The organism is Alicyclobacillus tolerans, from assembly GCF_900142255.1.
GTDB classification, from domain to species: Bacteria; Bacillota; Bacilli; order Alicyclobacillales; family Alicyclobacillaceae; genus Alicyclobacillus_I; species Alicyclobacillus_I tolerans.
In genome coordinates this window covers 65,244-88,253 of record NZ_FRAF01000001.1, presented here as the reverse complement: position 1 = coordinate 88,253, position 23,010 = coordinate 65,244, and the positions used below count along the sequence as shown (strand labels likewise).

The 23,010-nt window shown below is 46.6% G+C and carries 21 protein-coding genes; 18 read left to right on the top strand and 3 right to left on the bottom strand.

Features of this window, described 5'->3' with window-relative positions:
- Positions 1-137: 137 nt before the first annotated feature.
- The 5 genes from BUA75_RS00480 (at position 138) to BUA75_RS00460 (ending at position 5,568) form a co-directional block, all read left to right on the top strand.
- Positions 138-992 carry a ComEA family DNA-binding protein gene (locus BUA75_RS00480; protein ID WP_072872610.1) on the top strand — a complete coding sequence of 285 codons (855 nt, stop codon included), beginning with the start codon at positions 138-140 and terminating at the stop codon, positions 990-992.
- A gap of 182 nt (positions 993-1,174) precedes the next feature.
- Positions 1,175-2,563: a ComEC/Rec2 family competence protein gene (locus BUA75_RS00475; protein ID WP_072872609.1), complete on the top strand. Its 1,389-nt coding sequence runs from the start codon at positions 1,175-1,177 to the stop codon at positions 2,561-2,563.
- Between the two features lie 422 nt (positions 2,564-2,985).
- A complete protein-coding gene (locus tag BUA75_RS00470; RefSeq protein WP_072872748.1) occupies positions 2,986-4,173 on the top strand; it encodes an NAD(P)/FAD-dependent oxidoreductase in 1,188 nt (395 codons plus the stop codon).
- A gap of 90 nt (positions 4,174-4,263) precedes the next feature.
- The gene (gene holA / locus BUA75_RS00465) at positions 4,264-5,283 is read left to right on the top strand and encodes a DNA polymerase III subunit delta (RefSeq protein WP_072872608.1); all 1,020 of its coding nucleotides are present in this window, start codon (positions 4,264-4,266) and stop codon (positions 5,281-5,283) included.
- 21 nt (positions 5,284-5,304) lie between these two features.
- Entirely contained in the window at positions 5,305-5,568 is a 264-nt protein-coding gene (locus BUA75_RS00460) for a hypothetical protein (protein WP_072872607.1), read from the top strand.
- A gap of 48 nt (positions 5,569-5,616) precedes the next feature.
- Here the strand turns inward: BUA75_RS00460 and rpsT are convergent, their stop codons facing one another.
- Positions 5,617-5,892, bottom strand: a complete 276-nt coding sequence (rpsT, locus tag BUA75_RS00455) for a 30S ribosomal protein S20 (RefSeq protein ID WP_072872606.1) — start codon at positions 5,890-5,892, stop codon at positions 5,617-5,619.
- Between the two features lie 89 nt (positions 5,893-5,981).
- On the opposite strand from rpsT, the gene gpr reads away from it, so the two are divergent.
- Positions 5,982-7,022, top strand: a complete 1,041-nt coding sequence (gene gpr / locus BUA75_RS00450) for a GPR endopeptidase (protein WP_083573952.1) — start codon at positions 5,982-5,984, stop codon at positions 7,020-7,022.
- A 103-nt stretch (positions 7,023-7,125) separates the two neighbouring features.
- Here gpr and BUA75_RS16485 read toward each other — a convergent pair whose 3' ends face one another.
- Positions 7,126-8,115, bottom strand: coding sequence for a lytic transglycosylase domain-containing protein (locus BUA75_RS16485; RefSeq protein ID WP_278247816.1), 990 nt, complete (start codon positions 8,113-8,115; stop codon positions 7,126-7,128).
- 190 nt (positions 8,116-8,305) lie between these two features.
- Between BUA75_RS16485 and BUA75_RS00440 the strand changes: the two genes are divergently transcribed.
- The 12 genes from BUA75_RS00440 to deoC all read left to right on the top strand — a co-directional run bounded on the left by BUA75_RS00440 (position 8,306) and on the right by deoC (position 22,091).
- A complete protein-coding gene (locus tag BUA75_RS00440; protein ID WP_072872605.1) occupies positions 8,306-8,818 on the top strand; it encodes a hypothetical protein in 513 nt (170 codons plus the stop codon).
- 3 nt (positions 8,819-8,821) lie between these two features.
- The gene (locus BUA75_RS00435; protein ID WP_072872604.1) at positions 8,822-9,469 is read left to right on the top strand and encodes a cation efflux transmembrane domain-containing protein; all 648 of its coding nucleotides are present in this window, start codon (positions 8,822-8,824) and stop codon (positions 9,467-9,469) included.
- Positions 9,470-9,568: 99 nt separating this feature from the next.
- Positions 9,569-11,401 (top strand): translation elongation factor 4, encoded by a 1,833-nt coding sequence (lepA, locus tag BUA75_RS00430; protein ID WP_278247815.1) that lies wholly within the window; start codon positions 9,569-9,571, stop codon positions 11,399-11,401.
- The gene (gene hemW / locus BUA75_RS00425; RefSeq protein WP_341350419.1) at positions 11,401-12,600 is read left to right on the top strand and encodes a radical SAM family heme chaperone HemW; all 1,200 of its coding nucleotides are present in this window, start codon (positions 11,401-11,403) and stop codon (positions 12,598-12,600) included. The genes lepA and hemW overlap by 1 nt, the downstream gene beginning before the upstream one ends.
- Before the next feature lie 79 nt (positions 12,601-12,679).
- Positions 12,680-13,720, top strand: coding sequence for a heat-inducible transcriptional repressor HrcA (gene hrcA, locus BUA75_RS00420; protein ID WP_072872602.1), 1,041 nt, complete (start codon positions 12,680-12,682; stop codon positions 13,718-13,720).
- A 60-nt stretch (positions 13,721-13,780) separates the two neighbouring features.
- Positions 13,781-14,392: a nucleotide exchange factor GrpE gene (gene grpE / locus BUA75_RS00415; RefSeq protein ID WP_072872601.1), complete on the top strand. Its 612-nt coding sequence runs from the start codon at positions 13,781-13,783 to the stop codon at positions 14,390-14,392.
- A gap of 98 nt (positions 14,393-14,490) precedes the next feature.
- Positions 14,491-16,323, top strand: coding sequence for a molecular chaperone DnaK (gene dnaK, locus BUA75_RS00410; protein ID WP_072872600.1), 1,833 nt, complete (start codon positions 14,491-14,493; stop codon positions 16,321-16,323).
- 85 nt (positions 16,324-16,408) lie between these two features.
- Positions 16,409-17,539 (top strand): molecular chaperone DnaJ, encoded by a 1,131-nt coding sequence (gene dnaJ / locus BUA75_RS00405; RefSeq protein WP_072872599.1) that lies wholly within the window; start codon positions 16,409-16,411, stop codon positions 17,537-17,539.
- A gap of 124 nt (positions 17,540-17,663) precedes the next feature.
- Positions 17,664-18,590 carry a 50S ribosomal protein L11 methyltransferase gene (prmA, locus tag BUA75_RS00400; RefSeq protein ID WP_072872598.1) on the top strand — a complete coding sequence of 309 codons (927 nt, stop codon included), beginning with the start codon at positions 17,664-17,666 and terminating at the stop codon, positions 18,588-18,590.
- Complete coding sequence (locus BUA75_RS00395; protein WP_238413726.1) at positions 18,590-19,354, top strand: RsmE family RNA methyltransferase; 765 nt, start codon at positions 18,590-18,592, stop codon at positions 19,352-19,354. The genes prmA and BUA75_RS00395 overlap by 1 nt, the downstream gene beginning before the upstream one ends.
- Complete coding sequence (gene mtaB, locus BUA75_RS00390) at positions 19,351-20,757, top strand: tRNA (N(6)-L-threonylcarbamoyladenosine(37)-C(2))-methylthiotransferase MtaB (RefSeq protein ID WP_072872596.1); 1,407 nt, start codon at positions 19,351-19,353, stop codon at positions 20,755-20,757. The genes BUA75_RS00395 and mtaB overlap by 4 nt, the downstream gene beginning before the upstream one ends.
- A complete protein-coding gene (gene deoC / locus BUA75_RS16330) occupies positions 20,754-22,091 on the top strand; it encodes a deoxyribose-phosphate aldolase (protein WP_083573951.1) in 1,338 nt (445 codons plus the stop codon). The genes mtaB and deoC overlap by 4 nt, the downstream gene beginning before the upstream one ends.
- On the opposite strand, the gene BUA75_RS00380 is transcribed toward deoC, so the two are convergent.
- Entirely contained in the window at positions 22,065-23,000 is a 936-nt protein-coding gene (locus BUA75_RS00380; protein ID WP_072872594.1) for a Na/Pi cotransporter family protein, read from the bottom strand. The genes deoC and BUA75_RS00380 overlap by 27 nt on opposite strands.
- Positions 23,001-23,010: the final 10 nt, after the last annotated feature.

Sequence of the window (23,010 nt, the reverse complement as noted above, 5' to 3'; positions counted from 1 at the left end):
ACGAAACAGGAGCCACTGTTAACTCCTCGAATTCTAAACATGTAGTTTGTTCGGTATTTTTACGAAACCAGCGAACTACTAAAGAGATGGATAGTGGGGATAGCATGACAGCATCCTCACAGCGAGGAGGACAAACAGTGAGCAATCCATATGATTCATGGAATCAGGAAGATTCTCAATTCGATTGGCAAGTGTTGAAAAATCAATTATATCCAAATGAAGATTTATCTTTTACGCAAACAGAAACAGAATCCTCCGCAGTTCCTCTGCAGACTTCTTTGATTAAAAATTCTTATCCATCCCAAAAACATATTTGGTTGAAAAGAATATTTTGGATAGGTTTTCCGGTTGTTCTACTTTTTTTGGGATTCTGTATTTTACTGTCCAAACATTTAAATCAATATGGGGCTTTAGATGAATCATCAGCAATGAGTACAGCCGAGTCGTCTCCTACGAGTGCCATGATGGCTCGTCCAGACGAAGTAAATCCGCTGATGAAAATTGATGTCACAGGAGATGTCCGTCATCCAGGTGTTTATTCATTGCCATCCAGTGCCAGAGTAGAGGATGCTGTGAAGGCTGCGGGTGGATTTCTCCATCCGCAGGATTCGTCAATGCTCAATCTTGCAGAACAGTTAAGTGATGGTGAAGAAGTATTCGTACCTGCACCAAATGGACAGGGATTCGCTGGACAGCCATCCACTGCCTTTGTTGGAAATGCCCAAGTCCGTGTGCAGTCGATGGATAACTCAACGGTTGCTAGTCATACTTCTCACAAAAAAGTAGCTTTACCTGAGAATCCAGTTGATTTAAATACTGCAAGTGCAGCCTCACTGGAAACTGTTCCGGGTATTGGACCTACTCGAGCGCAAAGAATCATTGCATATAGACAGTTACATGGTGGTTTTAAAAATGTTTCCGATTTAAAAAATATAAAAGGAATTGGTGAAAAAACTTATGAAAAAATTGCTGAGTTCTTTAGTGTTCAATAATCATGTCTTTACGAATGATTCTCATGGATTGGCGATTAAGATCAGGTTGGTTCGCTTTGATAAGTTCAGTTCTAGGAAGCGTCCTTGGGATACTTCATATCGTTCCTCTCCTTTATAGGTCTCTATTTGTCATCATGGCGTGCTTGTTGTTGATTATGATTCTGGCGTGGAAGTCAGGCTGGATGAATTCATTACCATGGTTGGCCTTAGCTTTCCTTTCTCTGTTCTTTTTTTCTGCAGGCGATTGGAGAGCGGAGCAAGTTTACTTACGATTTCCTACTACTTTATATGGAGAAAAAATAAGTTTCTTGGCTACTGTTCATCAACTCGAGGTTAAACGAAATTGGGAAATCATACATTTAATAGTTACGAATATTTCTAATTCAAATCGTGTTCAACGCGCATATTTTCAAGCAGTTTGGATTCCGAATCGAGAGGATAGACAACCTTATCAGATAGGTGAACAATTGCAGTTAGAGGGTACATGCTTTCCTGATAGAATAAGTTCAAAAGTAAAGTCAACCTTTCCTTCCAACGTGCTTGTCCAATTTTTGTATCCGCAATATGAACTACAGGCCACATTGGTACAATCACTAAGTATGAACCCTAAGCGTAACTTAGGTGTATCAATATTACAAAAATTGCAAAGTCTTTTCTATAACAATAGTCCACCCGCTATGCGTCCACAAGCTCGTATTTTGTTGGCGATGTTGGTCGGTTCACAAAATCTGTCCAAAAGTGAAAAAAATATATTTTTAACAGCAGGAATACCACATGTTGTATCAGCAAACGGCATGAACGTGAAATTTTTAGTTCAAGTTTTATCGTTATTGGAGAAATGGCTACTTCGCTTCATTCTTGTTCCTGTTTCTATCCGAATTATCGCGTTACTCTGCAGCGTTTGGATTTATACGATTATTTGCGGCAGCACAGCTTCTATGGTTCGATATTCCTTGATGGAAACTTATCGATTAAGTGGTGTTTGGGTTCATCGACAACCTTCTTCTACAGTGTCTTTTGTGCTTTCCTCCTGTTTTTTGATATGGATTTGCCCCAGTGTGGCATTTTCAAGCTCCTCGCTATTGTCATTTGCAGCATCTTATGGGATTCAAAAAGCTGTTCTGTTTTTCCCGAAACGTTATTCTAAAAAGAGAATTGGGCGTTTTAGAATCATGCATTATATTTATTGCAGCTTTTTGCTCGATCTTTTTGCTGAATTATATATTGACCCGCTCTGCTTAGAATTGTTTGGACAGTGGACACCTTACGCATTATTGAGTAATTTGCTGCTCGTTCCCGTACTCCTCTGGTTTTTGCCCGTTTTGTATGCATGGATAGGAGTTTGTCTTTTAGCCTCCATCATGCCATTCTTTCATTCGGTTGCCTATGGTATGGGCTGTATACTCACTAAAGGTACACAGCAAATCTTACAAGTCATCAGCGTTTTTGGAAATGCACCTCATGCCATGATGCAGTTGCCAAGTTGGCCATTTTATGATTTATGTGCCTATTACCTGGCTCTTGAATGGTTGTTTATCATTTTGAGAAAAATTTTTCTGTCACCTCGTTAAGTTCATATCATTCTTGCCGGTTTTTATGTAGACGGTTGCGTCATGCATCTTCTGAGAAGCTCATGCCCTTAGGTATGGGGAGTGGTCACAAAATTGTAATGGTTTACAAACAACAGAGCATACTGCAAATGAAAGATGTATGCATTGTCGTATCGTCATCATTGCTCTTCACAGAATGAATTGTGATATAGTAGCTAATGGAGCATAACATAACTTTCTTTAATAAAGGGTAAGTTGGATATCCAGAATGGAGTTGTCTGAAGAATTATTGCTTCAAGGGTGAGTCTGACTTTGAGGAATTTGCTTTTTAGGCAGTGTCCTTTGGAGAAAAAATCATTTTTCAGATGACTCAACTCGGCAATCGAGATATCCTAGTTTTTGGTGTGCCAAAGAAGCGCACGCAGTCGGATGGAGGAGACAGAATGGCCAAAATTGTAATTTTGGGCGGCGGTTACGCAGGAATGATGGCAGCAACACATTTGGAACAATTAGGTGAGAGTTTCACTCTAGTGAATGCTCATGAATACCACTATCTCACCACGCTTTTACATGAAGCAGCGGGTGGGCGTAGCGACGTCCATAACTATTGCATCCCAATTCGTGATATTCTTACGAAACGTACTTCTGAACTTGTAGTTGACAAAGTGAAAACTATCAATCGAGAAAATCGCACTGTTACACTGGAAAACGGCGAATTATCCTATGATTACCTTGTGTATGCGATAGGTTGGGTGCCTGAGTTTTTTGGAATTCCTGGGTTAGCAGAATATAGTTTGGGTATTCGTGACTTGGAAAGTGCTAAAGAAATTCGTCAACACATCGAAGAACGTTTCAAGAAATACAAAGAAACTCAAGATAGTCGAGATCTGCGAATTGTTGTTGGCGGAGCTGGATTGACAGGAATAGAATTACTTGGAGAATTGATGGAATTTCTGCCACAACTATGCCAACAGCTAGATATTGACTTCAGCTTAGTGGATGTTCAATGTATTGAGGCCATGCCTTCCATTTTGCCGCAAGTTGCACCGCCGTTACGTGATGTCGCAGCCAAAACGCTGACGGATAAAGGAGCTAAATTGCGCATTGGTATCAAAATTTTAAAAGTAGAGCCGAATAAAGTCATACTTGAAGGGGCCGATCCAGTAGAAGCTTCGACGATTATCTGGACAGGTGGAGTTCGTGCTAACCCGCTTCTTCAGGAACTTGGTTTTACCTGTGATCGCAGAGGCCGCGCTAAAGTGACGCCGTATTTACAATCAGTGGATGACGAGCGTATTTTTATCGGCGGTGACAGTGCTTGGTGTGACGATGAGCAAGGTCGCCCGCTGCCTCCGACAGCTCAAGTAGCGACACAAATGGGAACGACGATTGCCAAGAATTTACACGCTCTTGTTCATGGGCACAAAGAGGAAATGAAATCATTCCGTCCATCCCTCAAAGGGACACTGGCGTCTTTAGGTCGAGAAGTTGGCGTAGGTGACATGGGTGGTATTCCTGTTCGCGGAATGGTTGCTAGTTTGGCGAAAGAAGCTACAAAGGTGAAATATTTGTGGGAACTGGGTGGTATGCGACTTACTGCTGAGAAAACGCAGCAGGTTGTACAATTGTAAGTTATCAAGTCTTCGTTAATTATGAAGGAGTGACTGGTCTTGGCCGAGTAGCTGACCAGTCACTTTTCTATTCGTGGAGGGTGACCGGGTATGCGCTTCGGACAGGCTTATCTAGCTTTGGAAAAAGGAGAACTCTCTCCAGTTTATACGCTTTTGGGTCAGGATGGAGCGCTGGTTGATGCTTGGATCGAAAGAGTATATCAAAAATTAACAGAAAAGAATCAAGTTATGCGTTTGGATATCCAATTTGACGAGCAGGGAATCGATGAGATTTTAATGGCTGTTGATTCACCATCGCTTTTTGGAGATAGGACGTTGGCTGTGATTCGCCATTTCACCGGAATGCAGAGCGGGGGGAAAAGCAAGTGGGATTTTACAGAGCTAGAAACCTATCTCGAATCTCCCTCACATCATGCTCATTTAATTTTGTGTGTAGATGCTGATAAATTGGATGAACGTCGCAAATTAAGCAAATTGCTCAAGCGCTATCCCATGATTCAATGTTATACGGAGAAAAGTTCGGAAAGGATAGAACTAGCGCGTATACTTGATGAACGGGCCAGACAGCTTGATCATCAAGTTGCACAAGATTTAGCTGAACGCGTGGAATCAGTAGGACAATTTATTCGAGAATTAGATAAGATCTTTACTTTTTCTCATCATCATCCCATCACAATGGAAATATTGGCTGAATTAGCTGTTCCTCGCCTAGAAGACAACCTATTTGCTTTTGTTTCTGCAGTATGGAGCGGGCATTTATCCAAAGCTTGGGCTATTCGTCAAGAACTCGCACAACGCGGAATCGACGAATTTTCTCTGTTGGGTATGCTGGCTCGACAGATACGATTAATGTGGTATGCCAAAGTCGTGGGAACAAGCAAGAAGGCTGCAACAGAATTGGGTGTTCACCCTTTTGCACTGAGCAAAGCGGGGGAAGAGGCCGTCTATTGGGATCGTAAAAAATTAGAATCTTGCCTTGTCTCTATTGCTGATGCGGAATATTTTGTTAAGTCAGGTCGATGGGAGGCGGAGGGGGCTCTTCTTTGGGTTGTTTCCAGTCTTACTGTAAGTGTTGGGCAGATTAAACAGCCATACAATCGGGCACAGTAAGCATGGAAGGGGGTCTCAAGCATGGCTCGCCGACGTCGTAAACTATTGGTTCCCGGTGCTCGTGAAGGATTGGAACGTTGGTTGCAGCAAATGCAAGAACAACAACCCAATGATTTGCCATCTCACGATCACCATTTATCGGGGGCATCGACCAGACCGTCCAAGATTGGACATTCCACAAGAAGAACCACCATTTCAAGTGATAGTATGTTAGAACGGCTCGTTCAAGCGGCCAAAGAAGAGACCAGATTGACCGCAAGTGAAAATTTTGGACGGATGGATTAAAAATGAAAACGACCCTCTGCAGGGTCGCCTTTGCGTTTTTTGCTCTTATTACGCCATGTTCTTTTCATAAGTGTTGAAGCGGCGGGTCAATCGCGACTTTTTGCGGCTCGCCGTATTGCGGTGAATAATCCCCTTGGTCGCCGCTTTATCCAGAGCTCGTGTGGCAATGCGCAAAGCTTGACGAGCTTGTTCCACATCGTTTTGCGAGAGTGTCACATCGAACTTTTTCAAAGTCGTGCGAAGGGCGGAACGCAGCGAGGCATTGCGCAAAGTGCGCCGCTTGGTGACGTGCACGCGTTTTTCAGCGGACTTGATGTTCGGCACAATCTCACCTCCTTCGCAACATGCATGCTTACAGACAGTCGTCAGCATACCATAGCCTTTACACTCGCGCAACTGAAGGAGAGAGATTTATGACAAAATCTATCCATAAACGCTTAGGAAGGCCGATATCCATATTGCCCACCAAACAGCGTTTAGCCTATAGTCCAAGGACCGATTTGGCTATTGAGGCACGCGAGATGATGGTTGGTAAACCCGCACCTATTGAAGGACTGGACGAATCAGAAGAACATTTAGAAGGAATAACGATTACGCGTGTACATGTGAAAACCAAAGTTGCTGAACGAAAAATCGGCAAAAAAAAGGGTCAATATATTACACTCGAAGCTCCAGGGCTTCGTCGTCGAGATCCAGACTTACAGGAACGGGTAACAGAAGCTTTTGCAAATGAGTTAAAATCTCTCATTCAACTTCCCGAACGAGCTTCCATTCTTGTCATAGGTCTCGGTAACCGCGATGTAACGCCTGATGCACTAGGGCCACAGGTGGTGCAAAAGCTTTTTGTAACTCGGCATTTATTTCACTATATGCCACAAATACTCGGGGATGGCAAAGGATATCGTTCGGTCTCTGCGGTTGCGCCTGGCGTTCTTGGCATTACAGGAATTGAGACGAGCGAAATTGTTCAGGGGCTTGTAGAAAATATGCGCCCGGACGCAGTCATAGTCATTGACGCTCTTGCTGCCCGCTCCTTGTCTCGTGTTAATTCAACCATTCAGATTGCCGATTCTGGTATCCAACCTGGAGCTGGTGTGGGTAATCATCGCAAACCGATTAATCAAGAGACACTGGGAATTCCAGTATTGGCTATTGGCATTCCTACAGTTGTGGAAGCGGCAACGATTGCTGGAGATACGATAGAATTGGTTTTGGAAGAGTTGCGTAGAAAAGTTCCAGGTAATGCGGCTAACGCCATTTTTGATAGATTTAACACTCGAGAGAAAGTAGATTTAGTTCGAGAAGTTTTAACCCCCGTTGGACACAATTTAGTAGTCACGCCCAAAGAAATTGATGAATTTCTCACAGATATGGCTAAAGTTGTAGCCCAAGGTTTGAACGTTGCCTTGCATCCAGCCATGACGCTTGAGGATGCTGCCCTCTTCATGCATTAATCCTAACTTAAGAAAGTTTTTCAAACCATCTTCATTAAAAACGGCTCTGAGTGACAGCTGTCGACGCAGCCTTTCAGAGCCGTAGGGATAGAAGGTTGGATGATTACAGTTTTTGAAGAATATTAGCAACATAATTTTGTGTCTCTGGAAAGGGTGGGATTCCCCCATAAGAATCAACCGCACCTGGACCTGCATTATAAGCTGCTAGTGCGAGTGCCGTATTCCCATGATATTGTTGCAATAATTGGGACAAGTATTTTGTTCCACCGAATATGTTTTGTTGAGGATTCAGTGGATTTTCTACACCCATTGCAGCAGCAGTGGAGGGCATTAACTGCATCAATCCCAAGGCACCCGCACTGGAAACAGCTGTTGGGTTCATTCCCGACTCCTGTTCAATGACTGCCTGAATCAAATTTGCAGGTACATTGTACATATCTGCAGCAGCTTGAATCGCCTTTTGAATGGATGCAACCGACACTGATGAATCCAGCGAATCGTTGGCTGGGATAGGGTTGGATGAATTGAGTAAATTGGATATCGCTGCTCCATTGGAAGGAATCGCGGTAGACGCTGTATGACCTGTAGATTCATTCGCCAGCAAAGATTCTTCTATGTCTGCCCATAGATTTTCATTGCTTATTTCAGATAACGGATTAGATGCCATCTCTAGGTTATCTATTGAATTGCTCAGTGGATCCAGATTTGTCGACATGACTGAAGTGTCAAGTCCGTACAGGCTGCTGTCTTCTGTGGCAGCATTCAGGGAGTCTTCAGCATTGAGTAGTCCGGGCAACGCATTGAGGTAGGCTTGAATGCTGTCCGTCAAATTGGTGAAAGAGTTTCCGCCGCCATTTTCGTTCATAGGTTGACTCGCATCCAACAACAAGGCTGCCGTATTAAGGCCACTCGAAAGATTGTCTGTAGAATAGCCGTTTTCCTCCATGCTGAGCAGTTCAGAGAGCAGGAGACTGGCAAAATCATTCTTAGCATTGGCAGCAGAATCAGAATTTGTTGGATAGGTATGGAATGAAGACGAATTGATTTTTGGCCTTGGCCGATCTACTGACAAAGGCAAACTGATATTTGACATTCTTTTCCTTCTTTCATTACCTCATAAATGCTTTTCCTACAATGAGTCAAATTTCGCTATTGGGTTCAGGTTTCCTTCTTACTTTTCCATGACATCAGAAAATCTATGAATCTCGCAAACAGCTTGTCATAACTTTATAGATGTCCGCATACCTTTTTGACAAATGCAAGAGTATCAGGAGGAATCGTAAATGGTATCGGATCCGTCGTGGATAGCTATAAAACGCAAGTTAAAAACGTTAGTGGCAGGCGTTATTTTTACCACAATGTTTGTTGGTGCGGCAACTGCCGCTTTTGCTGGGCTTGCGGCTAGCGTATCTGCGCTCGGCGGCGCTGTATCCCAACCGAGCACCTCTGTGACAGCTATGGCTAACCCTGTGCCAGAAACCAGTCCATCGTATGGCGCAAATTCAGGAAGCGATTCATGGGTAACACCTGATTTTTCTTCTTCTGCTCCTGCTTCGGTCAATATCACGCCCAGCAATGGTTCGACGAACTATGGACAAGGCGGTATAGGGTCTGTTGATGGACCTATCAGTCAGGCACTTGACCGCATGCAAAGCCCGCTTGGCAATGCGGTAGACAGTGGCGGAGCCTTTCTTGGCAATCGCGTACAGAACGGATTTGGTCAGATGCTGGCGAGTATTATCAAAACCCTCTTTTTAGAACAACCAGATCCAAGCAGTACACAAATGGGAGGCTGAAATATGGGCAATCATCTACTCCACGAACGCGGTCGCTGGCTGTTGCATGCAGTGCAAATTGAACTACTATCGGTTGGCTGGATAGCCGCAGAAGCAGCTTTATCTGCTGTGGCTGCTCATCAGAGCGGCAGTTTGTCTCTGTCAGCCATCAGTATGGACAGCGCCATTGAACTCATATCCGGTATGATTTTGGTTGTGCGTTTGTGGATAGAACTGCAGACTGGTCAAGTGCGCATCTCCAAGCGTGCGGAGCAAGTGGCCAGCGCTTTAGTCAGTGGTCTACTTTTTTTATTAGCCGCTTATATTGCGATTCGCGCTGGAGAAGATTTACGCACACACGCTAGCATTGAATTTACACCGCTTGGCCTTGCGATTACTGCAGCCTCTTCTGTCATCACACCTTGGTTTGCTGTTCAAAAACGTCGAATGGGCAGAGTGTTATGCAGTACATCACTGATGGGCGATGCAGCTTGTAACGTCGTCTGTACGTATATGAGCTGGATCGTTCTGGCCGATCTCGGTTTGCACTATCTTTTCGGGTGGTGGTTTGTCGATCCGATAGCTGCTCTATTTCTTCTCTACTTTATTGTACGCGAGGGATTGCATGCCGCTGAAGGTATCAAAACGGGTCAGCACGTTCATCATCATTAAATTGCAATCGGATCGGCCAAAACTGCAGGGTGATTGATTGCCATTTGTGCTATACTGTGCCGAGAGACGATGTGCCGCGCGTTGTACGCGGCCTATTTCATGCGGCGCCAAGGGGGCAATGAATTTCCCATGCACGAACGCCAGTCGCGCATCAGGAATTTTTCTATAATAGCTCATATCGATCACGGTAAATCGACACTTGCCGATCGGATTTTGGAATATACAGGAACTGTTGCTGAACGAGAAATGCAAGATCAATTGCTCGACCAAATGGATCTGGAACGTGAACGCGGTATTACGATTAAGCTTCAGGCGGTTCGCATTGAATATCAGGCGGAAGATGGCAACACTTACGAATTGAACCTGATTGATACGCCAGGTCACGTAGATTTCACTTATGAAGTCTCGCGTTCGCTTGCAGCTTGCGAAGGTGCTCTGTTAGTAGTGGATGCGGCGCAGGGAATTGAGGCGCAGACTTTAGCCAATGTCTATTTGGCGCTCGAAAATAATCTGGAAATCCTCCCTGTGATTAATAAAATTGACTTGCCCAGTGCGGAACCTGAACGAGTTAAGCAGGAAATTGAAGATATTATTGGTTTGGATGCTTCTGAAGCCGTTTTGGCGTCAGCAAAAGCAGGGATTGGTATCCGTGAAATTTTGGAGCAGGTTGTCCAGAAGGTTCCTGCCCCAGCAGGAGATGACAGCCAACCTCTGCAAGCGCTCATATTTGACTCGCATTACGACTCCTACCGCGGTGTGATCGTCTATTTGCGGGTAGTTAACGGTGCGCTGCGAAAAGGGATGCGCGTACGAATGATGGCGACTGGAGCCACTTTTGAAGTCGATGAAGTAGGTGTTTTTCGACCTCGCATGACTCCTGTGGACGAGCTTTTAGCTGGAGAAGTTGGATATTTTGCGGCCAGCATTAAAAATGTTCGCGATACACGTGTAGGCGATACGGTGACGGAGGCTGACCGTCCGGCTAAAGAGCCGTTGCCTGGTTATCGCAAGTCCAATCCCATGGTCTTCTGTGGACTTTATCCTGTCGATTCTGCAGAGTACCAAGATTTGCGTGAAGCGCTAGAGAAATTGGAACTGAATGACGCGGCGCTGACTTATGAACCAGAAACTTCAAGTGCTCTTGGATTTGGTTTTCGTTGCGGGTTTTTAGGGATGTTGCATATGGAGATTGTGCAAGAACGTCTGGAGCGAGAGTACGGACTCACGCTGATTACGACCGCGCCTTCGGTGGTTTATCACGTCTATACTACGGATGGAAATCGCTTGGAAATTGACAATCCGAGTGAAATGCCAACTCCAGATCGGATCGAACGGATTGAAGAACCGTATGTGAAAGCCTCTATAATTGTCCCTAAAGATCATGTCGGGTCGGTTATGGAGTTGTGCCAGGAGAAACGTGGACATTTCAAAGACATGCAATATCTGGATGCTACACGTACCACGTTAATTTATGAACTGCCATTATCTGAAATTGTTTATGATTTTTTTGATCGCCTTAAATCGTCCACCCGGGGCTATGCGTCTTTTGACTATGAACTGAGTGGGTATCAAGCGTCCAATTTGGTGAAAATGGACGTGCTTTTAAATGGTGAAGCCATTGACGCGCTTTCCTTCATTGTTCATCGCGATAAAGCTTATCAGCGGGGGCGTGTGCTCTGCGAGAAATTAAAAGAACTGATTCCGCGTCAAATGTTTGAAGTGCCCATTCAAGCGGCGATCGGTCAGCGTGTGATTGCTAGGGAAACCATTCGCGCCATGAGAAAAAATGTATTGGCGAAATGCTATGGCGGCGATATTACGCGTAAACGCAAATTGCTTGAAAAGCAAAAAGAAGGTAAAAAACGCATGAAACAGGTAGGGAATGTGGAGGTGCCACAAGAGGCATTTATGGCCGTGCTGAAAATGGAGTGATGAACGTGTTTGCCAAGCAGGGACAAAAACGGCGGGATGCGATGTGGAGTGTCTGTCCCACATCTTTATATGTGCACATTCCTTTTTGTCAAAGCCGCTGTTTTTACTGCGACTTCAACACCTATGTAGCGCCACCCTCCCTTATGGAAAGTTATACGGAAGCGCTCGTTCAGGAATTGGCATGGCTGGGTAAAGAAGCTCGGCAACCGTTGCAAACGGTCTTTTTTGGAGGTGGAACGCCTACACGTCTGCCGATACCTTTGCTTAAGAAAGTGCTAGCGGCAGTCCGAGCCTATTTCCCGCTTGCGCCAGACGTTGAGTGGACCGTGGAAGCGAATCCCGGTTCGGCGGATGTGGGAAAATTAGAAACATTATTGGAAGCTGGAGTCAATCGCATTTCGTTTGGTGCACAGACTTTCTCCGAACGGTTATTGATGTCGATTGGTCGCATTCATAATGTGGATGATATTGCTTCTAGTGTAGAACGAGCTCAATCTCTGGGCTTCCAACGCATCAATTTGGATTTAATGTTTGGGTTGCCAGAGCAAAGTAAAGCGGACGTTGAAGAATCGGTCAAATGCGCCTTATCACTTCATGTACGACATATTTCTGCATATTGGCTGAAAGTTGAAGAAGGCACGCCTTTTTTTCAATGGCAAGCTGCCGATCAACTTCCCTTGCCGGGAGAAGATGCTGAAGCTGATATGTATGGACAGGTACGCGAACTATTAGAGTCAGCGTATCTGCGCCAATACGAAATTAGCAATTTTGCTGAACGAGGAGCAGAGGCGCGGCACAACCTGGTCTATTGGCGTAATGAACCTTTTTTTGCTGCAGGCGCGGGCGCGCATGGCAACGTGAATGGTACTCGCTATGAGAATGTTTCATCTCTGCTGGAATATTGCCAAATGGTTGCAAATGGACGTCTCCCGCATGCAAGCGCCATTTCAGAAACTTATGCCGAAGCTGCTGAGACGACGATGATTCTTGGTTTGCGATTGCGTGATGGAATTTCTTTGCGGCGGTTTGAAGAACGGTTTTCTGCAGTTCCACAACAGTTGTTTGGAGAAGTATGGGAATCTCTGTTCCAGCAAGGTTATCTGCAGCAAAAAGGCGATTTTGTTTCTCTACCTCTTCAGTATTGGGCGGTATCTAATGAAATTTTTGAGAAGTTTGTGGCGACGGTCACGGAAGATTGACAGAAGGCATTTACGTTGCTATTGTCAAAGAGTAACTTAGCACTCGAATAAATGGAGTGCTAACAAAGGAGGGTTGGCCATGTTATCACATCGACAGCGTTTAATTTTGCATGCCATTGTCGATGACTACGTGCGGTCGGCTGAACCTGTAGGTTCGCGGACACTCTCCAAACATCATGACATTCAATTTAGTGCTGCCACAATTCGCAACGAAATGGCGGATTTGGAAGAGTTGGGATATTTGGATCAACCGCATACATCGGCAGGCCGCGTGCCATCACAAAAAGGCTATCGTTTTTATGTGGACAATTTGATGGATGAACCGTCTGTTGACAGAAAAACTGTAGCCACATTGCGTTCATTGTTCGAGCAAAAGTTAAGTGAAATGGAACGTTTGATACAGCAGACAGCGCAGGTTGTTTCCCACATTACACAACAGACATCTGTCGTGCTTGGGCCACGTACTCATCAGGAACGTGTGCGAAAAATTGAAATGATACCGATTGCGCCAAGCCGAGCCGTGGTCATACTGGTAACGGACACGGGCCACGTTCAAGACCGACAAGTGCAACTGTCAGATGATGTAGCAGGTGAAGATATCGCTTCGCTTGTCAAGTTACTGAATGACAAGTTGGTTGGCGTACCCATTTCCCGTTTGCGATCTCGATTGCATCGTGTAGCTTCTGCGGAACTGTCCACACTTTTGGCGAGTTATGAGGACGCCTTGGCTTTTCTTGATGAATTGTCTGAAGCGAGCCAACGTTCGCATCAAGTATACATTGGTGGGGCTGCAAACATTCTGGCACAGCCGGAATTTCGCGATGTTGATAAAGTTCGCCCACTGTTTGAACTGTTTGAGCGAACAGAGGAATTGGGGAACTTGTTACCCAACGCGGAGCGTGGCAGTATTGGTGTGCGGATTGGCTCGGAAAACGTTGCGCTGCCTTTACAGGATTGTGCAGTGATTGGCGCTGAGTATAGAATTGGCAACGAGGTAGTCGGCCGTCTGGGTGTGATTGGACCAACGCGAATGGACTATGCAAGAATTGTCAAAGTACTCGATTACGCCGCCAGAGCATTGTCCAAACTGCTTACCGAACGAAATGATTTTGGAGGATAATCTGCGCCAATCGTTCACTTGGCTAGCGTATTAAAATAGCAAGGTTGTGGAGGGAAGAGCGTGTCAGAAGAACAACAGCAAAATGACTTCGACGCTAGCGAGGAAAACTCGAATGATGAAAGAGTCGAAACCGCTGATGCTGTCCAATCTTCTTTGGAAGAACCGATAGAGGCGGGAAACGCATCCGGATTGGAAGAGGATTTACGGATAGCAGAAGAACCGGATATGTTGGGGAAATTGCAGTCAGAATTGGAGGAAACTCGCCAGCAGTTACTTCGCACCATGGCGGACTTTGATAATTTTCGTCGACGAGTTCGTCAAGAGCGGGAAGAATTAGTCAAATCAGCAGCCCGCACTTTACTGGCTGAACTCTTGCCAGTGCTTGATAATTTTGACCGCGCGCTTCCTGCTCTTGAGCAGGAAGGAGTTTCAGAGCAGGTTTCCACTGGCATTGGCATGGTTCATCGCCAATTGCAGACACTTTTGCAAAAGCAGGGTGTTGAACGAATGGAACCGTTGCACCAACCATTCAATCCAGAATTTCACGACGCCGTGTTGCAAGAAGCTGCTTCAGAGGAGTATCCGTCCGGAACGGTCGTCGAAGTTCTTCAGGCAGGTTATTTACTAAACGGCAAAGTATTGCGGCCGGCAATGGTTAAAGTAACCATGTAGTTAGACTCTCGACCGCCGCTTTTCTGCCGTTACATACATCAAATATAGTTGTTTATCTACCTTAGAAGAAGTTTAGGGTCATCAGGAGGGGTTTACGAATGGCAAAAGTAATAGGAATAGACTTAGGCACCACCAACTCGTGTGTCGCTGTTATGGAAGGCGGAGAAGCAGTGGTCATTCCGAATGCCGAAGGCAATCGGACAACGCCTTCAGTAGTCAGCTTCACGAAAGAAGGAGAACGCCTGGTTGGAGATGTGGCGAAACGTCAAGCCATCACCAATCCAGATCGAACGATTATCTCTATTAAGCGCCATATGGGTACAGATCACCGTACTGAAATTGACGGCAAATCCTATACACCACAAGAAATTTCAGCCATGATTCTGCAAAAACTGAAAGCAGATGCAGAAGCCTTTTTAGGCGAGAAAGTGAGCCAGGCCGTCATTACGGTGCCTGCCTATTTCAGTGACGCGCAACGTCAGGCAACGCGCGATGCAGGTAAGATTGCTGGTTTGGAAGTTTTGCGTATCGTCAACGAACCGACCGCCGCTGCTCTTGCTTATGGTCTTGATAAAGAAGGCGAACAAACCATTTTGGTTTACGATCTCGGTGGTGGAACGTTTGACGTTTCCATCCTCGAATTGGGGGATGGAGTATTTGAAGTCAAAGCAACCAGTGGTAACAATCGTTTGGGTGGCGATGACTTTGATGAACGGATCATCCAATATCTAGCGGATAGTTTCAAAAAAGAGTACGGCATCGATCTGCGTCAAGACAAGATGGCTTTGCAGCGACTGAAAGATGCAGCTGAAAAAGCCAAAAAAGAGTTGTCTTCGACGCTTACAACAACGATTTCTTTGCCGTTTATCTCAGCGGACGCTACAGGTCCCAAACATTTGGAAGTCAATTTGACACGTGCCAAATTTGAAGAAATAACGGCAGATTTAGTGGAGTCCACGCTCGGCCCAACACGCCAAGCTCTTTCGGATGCGGGTCTTTCGGCAAATGATGTTGATCGTGTGATTTTAGTAGGTGGCTCAACACGTATACCTGCAGTGCAGGAAGCCATCAAAAAATTGATTGGTAAAGAGCCGTCAAAAGGCGTTAATCCTGACGAGGTAGTAGCCGTGGGTGCTGCCATTCAAGCGGGTGTATTGACGGGTGAAGTAAAAGATGTCGTCTTGCTTGATGTAACCCCGCTATCTCTTGGCATTGAAACGCTGGGTGGCGTGTTCACGAGATTGATTGATAGAAACACCACCATCCCGACTTCGAAGAGTCAAATTTTCTCCACTGCGGCTGACAATCAGACATCTGTGGAGATTCATGTGCTCCAGGGTGAGCGGGAAATGGCGCTCGACAACAAGACATTGGGTCGCTTTACATTAACGGATATTCCCCCGGCACCGCGTGGTATTCCGCAAATTGAGGTCACTTTCGATATTGATGCTAATGGCATTGTCCATGTGTCAGCTAAAGACTTGGGAACAGGCAAGAGTCAGCGTATCACCATTACAGCTTCCAGCGGCTTGTCGAAAGACGAGATCGATCGCATGGTGCGTGAAGCGGAAGCCAATGCTGAAGCAGACCGTAAACGCCGTGAGGGAATTGAGAAACGAAACCAAGCGGATAGTTTGCTTTATCAAACCGAAAAGACCCTGAAAGACTTGGGTGACAAAGTTGACAGCGAGTTGAAGTCAGAAGCGGAAAGCAAACTGCAAGCTTTGCGGGATGCGTTACAGGGAGAAGACGATGCTGCAGTGGATAAAGCTTCTCAGGAACTGACAGATGTTTTGCATAAACTGTCCACCAAACTCTATGAGCAAGCTGCTCAGTCGCAACAACAGAGTGGACAGGAAGCTGGAGACACTGACAAGAAAGATGACAATGTGGTTGATGCTGAGTACAATGAGGTAGATAACAACAAATAAACTTGTTCACAAATTCGCGTCTTCGCGCGGCCGTGCCTGCCACGCCGCGCGTTTACTTGTGGTTAGGAGAGGGGGTAGGTAGCCAGTGGATAAGCGCGATTATTACGAAGTCTTGGGCGTCTCAAAAACCGCGACAGTTGACGAGATCAAGCGCGCCTACCGCAAATTGGCCCGCCAGAACCACCCTGATGTCAATAAAAATGATCCAAACGCTGCCGAAAAGTTTAAAGAGTTGACGGAGGCTTATCAGGTTTTGTCCGATCCCGATAAAAGGGCGCGTTACGACCAGTTTGGTCATCAGGCTACTTCGGGAAATGGCGGTATGGGAGGATTTTCAGGTGCTGAAAATCCGTTTGGCGATTTTTCGGGTTTTGGCGATATTTTTGACATGTTTTTTGGTGGGCGGACTGCTCGCGGTCCACAGCGCGGAGAAGACTTGGAATATGAATTGGTGATTGATTTCGAGGATGCTGCCTTTGGCGTGGAAGAGGAAATCCAGGTGCCGCGCACAGAGACTTGCGATAACTGCGGAGGTACGGGTGCAAAGCCCGGAACAGAGACGCGGCGCTGCACAGCTTGTAACGGATCGGGCGAACAGCAAAACGTCGTCAATACGCCTTTTGGTCGCATGGTGAATCGTCGACCTTGTCCAGTATGCCACGGACGTGGCGTAATCATTGAACAACTCTGTCGTGAATGTGCGGGGCAGGGACGGAAAAGAGTTCGTCGAGCCATCCATATCAAGGTACCGCCTGGTGTCGACAACGGCACGCGGTTGCGTATGCCGGGTGCTGGTGAAACGAGTCCGAGTGGCGGACAGCCAGGTGATTTGCATATTGTGATTCGAGTTCGACCTCACGAAGTGTTTGAACGCGATGGAACCAATGTCTATGTAGATGTGCCATTGACTTTTGTTCAAGCGGCGTTGGGCGATGAAATTGAAGTACCGACGCTGGATGGCAAAGTTAAATTGCGTATTCCAGAAGGCACGCAGAATGGTACGTCGTTCAGGCTTCGTGGCAAGGGAATTCCCAAACTGGGTTCACAGACCCAACGCGGTGATGAGCATGTGCGAGTTCATGTGATTACGCCTACAGGACTGAGTGAACGAGGCAAAGAGTTGCTCCGCGAACTGGGGCGAGAATTGGGAGAGTCGCCATCAGAGCAAACTCGCACGTTTGTCGATCGGATGAAAAGTTTTTTGGGTAATTCCTGATTCAATTTTGATGGATGCTCGCTGGGTCAAAGACTGCTAAAGACAGCCCTTGGCTGTTGGCGGGCAGTCTTTTTCTTCACTGATGATAGAGTGGGTGCAGACCTGGGGAAACGAGGGATAAAAATTGAAATGGTGGGAAATCAAGCAAACTGTCTCGCGCAACCAGGCGGATGTCATCAGTGCTCTCTGGTTAGAGATGCAGGATGTTCAAGGTGTGGCGGTAGAAGGTCGAACGGAAGACGAACCGCCCCATCCGGAGTTTGGTGAATGGTTTGATGAATCACTGTTGGAAACCGATCAACAGGTGGTTCGTGTTTATTTTCCGGAAACTTATAAAGAAGCCGATATTGCTGCGCTTGTTGCAGGTGTTGAGCGTTCAGTTTTTCAGATTCTTTCTGAAGAAAGAAATGTGTTGAGTGAATGGTCGTTGGTAGATGAAGAAGAGTGGGCCGACGGGTGGAAGCATGAATATGTTCCTGTACCGGTCGGGCGTCGTCTGCTCGTTATTCCGAATTGGGATCAACATGTAGATACACAACGTGTCTCTGTTCGCCTTGAACCGGGAATGGCGTTTGGAACAGGCACACATGAAACCACTCAGCTTGCTATGGAAGCTCTGGAGCGAATTACACTTGCGGACAAGCGAGTGCTTGATGTAGGGTGCGGTACAGCGATATTGGCGATTACAGCTGCGAAGCTTGGCGCGAAAGAAGTTCAAGCTCTGGATGTCGATCCGGTGGCAGTCTCTGTAGCCAAGGAAAACGTGCGATTGAACGAAGTTCATGTAGAGGTTTCGCAAGGCGATTTACTAAAGGGTTTTTCAAAAGAAGTCCGCTATGATGTCATTGTGGCCAACATTTTGCGTGATATTGTCATTGAACTGATACCTGAAGCGCGTTCAAGATTGATGCCAGGCGGTTTGCTGCTTGTCTCGGGATTCGTCGAACAGCATGCTCCACAAGTCGAAGAAGCGCTTCTTCAAAGTGGTTTTCAAACTATCCATCGCTATCAAAAAAATGATTGGATACTGCTGGAGGCTTCTTACACGTGATGCCGCGTATTTTTATGCCTGAACAAGAATTGAAAATGGGACAAGTTTGGATGGTAGATGAGGCTCAAGCTCATCATTTTGTGCGTGTTCTTCGTGTGCGAAATGGCGAGCGTTTAGTTGCGGTTGTCCAAGGGGAGCCGTGGTTGTGCGAAATTGACGAGGCGCAACAGTCGCCGTTGCGATTGACGCTGCGCCCAATCTCCCGTTATCCTGGCCATGAGCCGCACATACGTTTGACTTTAGTACAAGGTGCGGCCAAAGGCGAAAAAATGGATGATATTTTTCAGCACATGACAGAACTGGGTGTCAGTCACTTCATAGCTTATCAAACAGAGCGTTCTGTGATACAACTGACGAAGAAAAGGCAAGAAAAAAGGGACAGATGGCAAAAAATAGTCAATGAAGCGGCTGCTCAGTCGCAAAGAGACATCCAGCCACTAGTAACAGTTGCCTGCTCGCGCAATGAACTGGAGCAACAGTTGCCGGATCGGGCAGAGGCGACATGCTTAGTGTGTGACGAGTTGCCACAGGGAAACAGCTTGGGAAAGGCAGTGGAGCATGAACTGAAATCTGGCAAACGTCATTTTGTCTTGTTTATTGGCCCGGAAGGTGGATTTTCTGACGCTGAACGGCAATGGTTTTACCATCAACTCGGTGCCATTGGTGTGCAGTTAGGACCGAGACAACTTCGCACGGAAACTGCTGGACTGGTAGCTGCGAGCATAGTCCTGCAACTTTCCGGTGACTTGGAGGGAAATTTGTGACAACGGTTGCGTTCCATACCCTCGGGTGCAAAGTGAACTTTTATGATACAGAAGGAATTTGGCATCGTTTTCAACAAGCAGGTTATCAACAAGTTCCGTTTACGGAACCAGCAGATGTGTATGTGATCAACACTTGCACAGTGACTCATCTGGGGGATCGCAAGTCTCGTCAAGCCATTCGCCGAGCGGTGCGCACCAATCCAGATGCTCTTGTGGTTGTGACAGGCTGTTATGCACAGATGGCGGCGAAGGAAATTGCGCAAATTCACGGTGTGGATTTAGTTGTAGGTAATGACCGCAAAATGTCTATTGTTGATCTCGTTGAACAAGTTCGCGCAGGAGATCAGCCGCTGATTGATGTTGGCAATATTTTGAAATCTAAAGAGTTTGAAGAAATGGATGTACCTTTTTTCCACGATCGAACTCGCGCCAATTTAAAGATCCAGGATGGCTGTAATCACTTCTGCACATTTTGTATCATTCCGCATGCTCGTGGGCTCATTCGCAGCCGTCAGCCAGAATCGGTTCTGGCTCAAGCGCGTAAACTGGCTCGTGCGGGGTATCGAGAAATTGTGTTGACGGGCATTCATACAGGCGGCTATGGAGAAGATTTGGACAACTATCGTTTAGCGGACTTATTGCGGGATTTGGAATGTGAAGAGGATCTTTATCGCCTGCGTATTTCTTCCATTGAGGCCAGCGAGATTGATGATGCTTTGATTGAAGTTTTACAATCGTCGAAAAAAATCTGCAACCATTTGCATATCCCTCTACAGTCAGCAAGTGACACAGTATTGAAGCGTATGAATCGCCACTACCGTATGGCGGAGTATTTGGAGAAACTTGGTCATTTACGCACAGCACTTCCCGACTTGGCTGTTACGACGGACATTATTGTTGGTTTTCCGGGTGAAACCGATGAAGAATTTCAAGAAACCGTCGACTTTTTAACGCACCAGTCGTTCGCCCAGATACATGTTTTTCCTTATTCGCAGCGCAAAGGCACACCTGCAGCAAAATTTGCGCAGCAGGTTAATGAAGATGTGAAAGAAGAGAGAGTGCAGCGTTTAATTCAGCTTTCACGGGAGCTTACACAGAAATACGCGCAGGGTTTGTTAGGTGACTCCTTCGAAGTCATTCCCGAAGAACCGTGGTTGGAAAGCGGTTTGAATGAGAAGGAATTAACGCGCAAGGAAGACGGTCCTATGCTGGTGGGTCATGCAGCGAATTATTTGCGTATGGCCTTTACTGTTCCAGAGGGTATTCGAGCGGAATCGCTCATCGGTGAGGTTTGTCGCGTGCGGCTTAGTGAAGCGAGATCGGACATCCAAATGGGACAATTTGAGGCGCAGGTGACTTTTGCGGCCTTGGATAGCGATGAAGAAGGGAGCTGTTCCGCGTGAAGCGTCTTCAACCAATTGAGCGGGCTGCTGGTGGGCTGGTGATTCGCAGAAAGAACGGTGAACGCGAGGTATTGCTGATTGACGACGCCTATGGGCACGTTGCTTTACCTAAGGGGCATTTGGAACCAGGGGAATCCTGGGAGGCGGCTGCGGTTAGAGAGATTGAGGAAGAGACGGGGATTCGCTCCAGACTAGTAGCTAGCCTTGGCCGTGTAGAATATCCAGTGATGCGTCATGGAACGACTATCCATAAAGAAGTGCGAATGTTTCTTTTGGAAGCGGATGATGCGCTTCAGGAACCGAGGCATCAGGCAGAGGAGATTCAATCCGCCTATTATTTGCCATGGGAAGACGCGAAGCAACTTCACGCAGAAAAAGGTTACATGAATTGGCATTGGATCTTTGACAAGGCTAAAGTGTTTCTGGATGGAGGGCAAATGCTTCGTCAGACATGGGACGACACCGAGCCAGACACGCAGTTGCGCGTCCATAAAGTGCGGCCGCTTGTGATTTCGTTGCTTGATTCTGTTGTAGAAGAAATTTCTGCGACTCATCCTGCCATCATGTCTGCTTATCTTCAGCGTGTCGGTCAATCGGTGAGCACTGAGACACCTCAAGATGCGCTGGCCAAAGTTCACCATGTTCTACAATCGTTACCTTATCCCACCGTTTCACGCGATGCGTTAAACACGATGATAGATCACACGTTGCTTCGTCCAGACGCTGGATTGCTTGATGTACTCACCCTTTGTGAAGAGGCCAAAGAGCATCAGTTTGCTGCTGTTTGTGTTCAGCCCCGCTACGTTCGCGATGCAGTCGAAGCTCTAGCCGGATCGACCGTATCTGTTTGCACAGTGCTTGGATTCCCTCATGGTGCTGTGACTCCCGAGCAACTGGTATTTGAAACGTCACTTGCTTTAGCTTCTGGAGCGGAGGAATTGGATGTAGTTATTCCGTTTGGGGCTATGGTAGAAGATGATGTGCAAGCAGTGATGACTTCTGTCTCTGCCGTTGTCGAGACGGTGAATCGTTTAGCACCGCAGGCGATGGTCAAGGCCATTTTGGAGACGAGCGCTCTGACGGTCGATCGCGTTATGAAAGCTTCTATTGCGGCACTTGCGGCTGGGGTTGATTATATTAAAACATCTACCGGATTTCATACAGCAGGCGCTCATGGTCTTGATGTCTATATCATGCAAGCGTTAGCGTCGCCGGCAGGAGCGCACGTAAAAGCGTCGGGAGGCGTGCGTACCATGGAGGTAGCCAGTATGATGCTCAGTTTAGGTGTCGAACGGATTGGCACTTCTTCAGGAGTTCATTTGGTTCGGCAATAATCGTTCAATGAAACGGGCGTAAGTACGTGTGAATGGCCAAACTAACAGGGTGCTGAAGACATTAAACAGGGTATGGGCATTTGCTACCACTTGTTCCGGATGATGATCTAAACGCACAAGCCAACGGCTAAAGGGATGAATCCAAGGCCAAATTGCCAATACGCCAAATATGTTGAGCAAAACGTGAAACAGCGCAACCTGCACAGCAGCTCGTGACTGCCCAATCGAGGCTATGACCGATGTGAGACAAGTACCAATATTGGCGCCTAGAACAATAGCGATGGCTGATGTAAGTGATATGCTGGAATCGTGGACCAACGCCATGGTTACTAGGGTTGTAGCTGTACTGGATTGAAGTAATGTGCTGGCCAGTATGCCGCAAAGAATAGCACCTTCAAGATGGAAAGTGCTGTTACGTAAAAGTTCGGCAAAATATGGGCTTTTACTGAGGGGTGCTAGTGCGTTTTCCAACGTTTCCAGACCAAGATAGACGGCTGAAAAACCAACGGCGGCTAGAGCCGAGAATCGCCATTTGCGCTCACGCGAGAGTAAACCAAGCAGTCCAACCACGAGAGTAGGGTAGACCAACCAGCGCAGGTTTAACTGCATCATTTGTGGTGTTACTGTCGAGCCGACGTTGGCGCCAAGCACGATACCAAGAGCTGAGCGAAAGGTTAAGCTTCCACTGGAAACTAATCCCACGGCGATGGCTGTGACAGCCGCGCTGCTTTGCATGAGAGCAGTGACTATAGTTCCTGTAAAAATACCACGTGTAGGGGTGCGGACGAGCTTTTCTAATAGATCTTCAACACGTTTACTTGCTAATTGGCGCAATCCATATCGCAAAGCCCAAAGGCCGGAGAGAAAGGCGCTAAGAGAAAAAAAGGCCAGCAAGAGATGAGAGATCATTTCTGATGGA

Excerpts from the sequence above, each read along its gene's own strand:
- BUA75_RS00470 (WP_072872748.1), top strand. The coding sequence starts at position 2,986 with ATGGCCAAAATTGTAATTTTGGGCGGCGGTTACGCAGGAATGATGGCA.
- dnaK (WP_072872600.1), top strand. The coding sequence starts at position 14,491 with ATGGCAAAAGTAATAGGAATAGACTTAGGCACCACCAACTCGTGTGTC.
- gpr (WP_083573952.1), top strand. The coding sequence starts at position 5,982 with ATGACAAAATCTATCCATAAACGCTTAGGAAGGCCGATATCCATATTG.
- hemW (WP_341350419.1), top strand. The coding sequence starts at position 11,401 with ATGAACGTGTTTGCCAAGCAGGGACAAAAACGGCGGGATGCGATGTGG.
- BUA75_RS16485 (WP_278247816.1), bottom strand. The coding sequence starts at position 8,115 with ATGTCAAATATCAGTTTGCCTTTGTCAGTAGATCGGCCAAGGCCAAAA.
- holA (WP_072872608.1), top strand. The coding sequence starts at position 4,264 with ATGCGCTTCGGACAGGCTTATCTAGCTTTGGAAAAAGGAGAACTCTCT.
- BUA75_RS00440 (WP_072872605.1), top strand. The coding sequence starts at position 8,306 with ATGGTATCGGATCCGTCGTGGATAGCTATAAAACGCAAGTTAAAAACG.
- BUA75_RS00460 (WP_072872607.1), top strand. The coding sequence starts at position 5,305 with ATGGCTCGCCGACGTCGTAAACTATTGGTTCCCGGTGCTCGTGAAGGA.
- BUA75_RS00395 (WP_238413726.1), top strand. The coding sequence starts at position 18,590 with ATGCCGCGTATTTTTATGCCTGAACAAGAATTGAAAATGGGACAAGTT.
- BUA75_RS00435 (WP_072872604.1), top strand. The coding sequence starts at position 8,822 with ATGGGCAATCATCTACTCCACGAACGCGGTCGCTGGCTGTTGCATGCA.
- hrcA (WP_072872602.1), top strand. The coding sequence starts at position 12,680 with ATGTTATCACATCGACAGCGTTTAATTTTGCATGCCATTGTCGATGAC.
- BUA75_RS00380 (WP_072872594.1), bottom strand. The coding sequence starts at position 23,000 with ATGATCTCTCATCTCTTGCTGGCCTTTTTTTCTCTTAGCGCCTTTCTC.
- lepA (WP_278247815.1), top strand. The coding sequence starts at position 9,569 with ATGCGGCGCCAAGGGGGCAATGAATTTCCCATGCACGAACGCCAGTCG.
- BUA75_RS00475 (WP_072872609.1), top strand. The coding sequence starts at position 1,175 with ATGAATTCATTACCATGGTTGGCCTTAGCTTTCCTTTCTCTGTTCTTT.